Raw genomic sequence first — 2,823 nt, forward strand, 5'->3', positions numbered from 1 at the left:
TTTATTAAAACTAAAATCCAACCACCACCAGTGTTTCGCGGCCTCGCTCGGGGGGGTTTGTTTTGCCCGCCCCGCGCCCGTCCCCGGCCGGGCCCCCCCAATACACCGCTACACCGCAGCAGAACGAGCAATGGCTCGGTGCCACCAATGCAGGCCCCATGGAATAGAGAAAATGGGCCTGCAACGCCATGCCGGCAATCACCATCAGCAACTCAGCCCACCGATGTGAAAATACGACTCTGACCCCGGTTTTCTACACGTAGCGAACCACCATTGCGCCGAACAGGCGACACAACAACATGGTCATGGCAAAAGCGGTGGCAAAGGAGAACAGCCAGTTCACCTCCGCAGCCAGCAGCAGCTTCCCTTCTGCAGTCAATTGACCTGCGTCCCGATGCCGCATCTGCCGCGACAAAAGCAACATCGACAGGCCGCCAAGCAGCAGCAAAGGCAACCAGGCGAAGATCAACATGGACAGGCTTCCGGCCGATGCCCTGCCAGCACTGTGGCGCGCCAGAAAGCCGCCAATCGCAAGCTGGTTCTCAAAAGGCAGAAAGATAAACAGCAGCGTCGCCATGCCAAGCAGCAGAAAGCCCAGATGGCGCAACCGCAATTGCCACGGCCAAGCGATGACGGGCGGCGTGTCGGTACGCGTCGCGCCAAATTGCATTGCCTTGCCGCCAGGCTCAAACCACCCGTGACCACGTCTGCGCTCGATATGCCAGAACCAGCGATAGAGCCCGCGCTGCAATATCAAGAACATAACCGTCGCCATGAACACCACCAACACGATGTTGAAGGCAACGGCACCGGCATTCCTGTCGGTCGAATCGCGTAACAGCGCAATGCCAATCCAACCACCAAACAACGCGCTCCAGCCAACCAGGAACAGCATCACGATCAGCAGCCAACGCCGCCACCGCGGCCCACGCAACCATGCCGGCATCTGCTGATGCCTCGTGTCTGGCGAACTATCACCTGTGCCACCGCGCGGATCCGGACAACCATCATTCGCCATCAACCATCCTCACACGAAAAACCGGGGTCAGAGTGCGTTTTTCCATCCATGATGTCCTCTGCCGGGTCGCTGTCGCCTGCCGCGCGGCCGCACCTTGTACGCCGAACATCCGCGGCAAGGAAGTCACACCGAACGCCAACGCACCTATACCCAACCATCATGCGTTTGCAGCCACACCGCGTCATCACTTGACGCCGCCATCAGCTCAAACCCCGACCACAGGAAGCCCGGCGCAACCATGCAGCTGACCAAAGCGTGCGAACCCAGCGGCCGCGCTGCCTGCCACACGCCCCTGGGCACGATCGCCAATGACTGCCGCCCATCGCCAACGGCACCCAGCTCGATCTGTTTGATTGCAGCGCCATTGCCCTCCCACAACAACAGCTGCAACGGTTCGCCCGCCTGCCACTGCCAAATCTCCTCCGCATCGATGCGATGCCAGGCGCTGCCCTGCCCCGCACCAAGCAGGTAGTGGATAGCCGTCAACGCAGGACGTGTTACGCCCTCGACGATGATGTGTTGGGGCGATTCATGGAAGCGGCGGAAGTAGCCGCCTTCCGGATGTGGCGCCAACTGCAACTGCGCCACCAACTGGTCCACCGTACTCATTCCAGGGTTCGCTCAAGCAGGACAAACCGTGACAGTAGCAAAATCAGCCACATGCGATGCAAACCAGCGGCTTACTTCGTGCCGGCCGCGTTGTCGCGCCGGAACAGCTCCCATTCTTCGATCTGGGTGCCATCAGCAAGATGGCAGATGCCGTACTCACCACCCTCGCGGTTCTTCTTGATCTCGACCTTGCCGCCCTTCTTCACGCAGTGCTCGGATGCAGGATTGGCCATGCCCACACGCGGCTGCGTAGCCTCTGTCTTCGCGTCATCTTTCGGCGCGCAGCCCGTGACCGCGGCAGACATCAGCAAGGCGGCTACACCAAGTACAAAGAATTTCATGGATGCTCTCCAGGATGACTGCCCTATTTTCGGCAGCAGGCCAGCAAAAGATTGTGATGACCCTGCGCTCTCGCCACCACCCCACGTGGGCGCCGCATTCAAAGTCTCGCGCAAAAGCGTTGCACGGGCTTTTCGGCTCTCGCGAGACCACCAGAGCCTTGGGTTGCCAGACTGGCCCCTGCTCCAACAGTCCACCTGCACATCAACGCCACCGGCAGGATTGCGCGTTACCTGCCGGTTTGAATCCCATCTGGCAGCCGGTAAAATCCGCCCTTTGGCGAAGGAGCAGAACATGCCCAAAGACACGCTGCTTCACGACATGCTGACCACCTTGGACAGGCTCATCACCGTCTTCTCCTCAGCCACCCCGGATGAAAAAGCCTGGCGCGAGGCGATCATCGAGATGCGTGAGATCCGCGCCTCATTGTCCGCATCTCCAATGTTGGAGAGATTCGTGGGCAAGCGCATCAGGCAGTCTCTCGATATCCGCGGCTTGAGCCTCACCAACGGTCCGGCCACGCGAGCGCTCCTCGGCCCTACCATCGTGACCAACCTGACGCTGGCCAGGCAAGTGCTGGAAGGCTACCTGGGCAAGCGCTGAGGATAGACGCGAGTTGCCATTCACTACTCGCGCCCCTGACCTGAGCAGAAATCAGCGACGGGACTACATCAGCGCTTTGGGGCGGCGCATCTACCGTTCTTCGGGGTGTGATTGGATCAAGTGAACTTGAGCCGATAGGCGCGCACCGTCATGGATCGCAGCGGGGGGGGGGGGGGGGGGGGGGGGGAGGGGGGGGGGGGGGGGAGGGGGGGGGGCGGGGGGGGGGGGGGCGCGCGGGGGGCGGGGGGCGACGC

Annotated in this window: 4 protein-coding genes; 1 reads left to right on the top strand and 3 read right to left on the bottom strand. The window is 61.4% G+C overall.

Annotated elements, in window-relative coordinates:
• Nucleotides 1-253: 253 nt before the first annotated feature.
• The 3 genes from ACVOLQ_RS22385 to ACVOLQ_RS22395 all read right to left on the bottom strand — a co-directional run bounded on the left by ACVOLQ_RS22385 (nucleotide 254) and on the right by ACVOLQ_RS22395 (nucleotide 1,968).
• A complete protein-coding gene (locus tag ACVOLQ_RS22385; protein ID WP_481529347.1) occupies nucleotides 254-1,018 on the bottom strand; it encodes a hypothetical protein in 765 nt (254 codons plus the stop codon).
• Nucleotides 1,019-1,162: 144 nt separating this feature from the next.
• Entirely contained in the window at nucleotides 1,163-1,627 is a 465-nt protein-coding gene (locus ACVOLQ_RS22390) for a cupin domain-containing protein (RefSeq protein ID WP_481529348.1), read from the bottom strand.
• 71 nt (nucleotides 1,628-1,698) lie between these two features.
• Nucleotides 1,699-1,968 (bottom strand): putative hemolysin, encoded by a 270-nt coding sequence (locus tag ACVOLQ_RS22395; protein ID WP_481529349.1) that lies wholly within the window; start codon nucleotides 1,966-1,968, stop codon nucleotides 1,699-1,701.
• Nucleotides 1,969-2,260: 292 nt separating this feature from the next.
• Here ACVOLQ_RS22395 and ACVOLQ_RS22400 point away from each other — a divergent pair, with 292 nt between their 5' ends.
• The gene (locus ACVOLQ_RS22400) at nucleotides 2,261-2,569 is read left to right on the top strand and encodes a hypothetical protein (protein ID WP_481509867.1); all 309 of its coding nucleotides are present in this window, start codon (nucleotides 2,261-2,263) and stop codon (nucleotides 2,567-2,569) included.
• Nucleotides 2,570-2,823 lie beyond the last annotated feature (254 nt).

The organism is Stenotrophomonas sp. STEN031 (assembly GCF_056759975.1).

Coding starts and splice junctions, on each gene's coding strand:
- ACVOLQ_RS22395 (WP_481529349.1), bottom strand. CDS start 1,968: ATGAAATTCTTTGTACTTGGTGTAGCCGCCTTGCTGATGTCTGCCGCG.
- ACVOLQ_RS22400 (WP_481509867.1), top strand. CDS start 2,261: ATGCCCAAAGACACGCTGCTTCACGACATGCTGACCACCTTGGACAGG.
- ACVOLQ_RS22390 (WP_481529348.1), bottom strand. CDS start 1,627: ATGAGTACGGTGGACCAGTTGGTGGCGCAGTTGCAGTTGGCGCCACAT.
- ACVOLQ_RS22385 (WP_481529347.1), bottom strand. CDS start 1,018: ATGGCGAATGATGGTTGTCCGGATCCGCGCGGTGGCACAGGTGATAGT.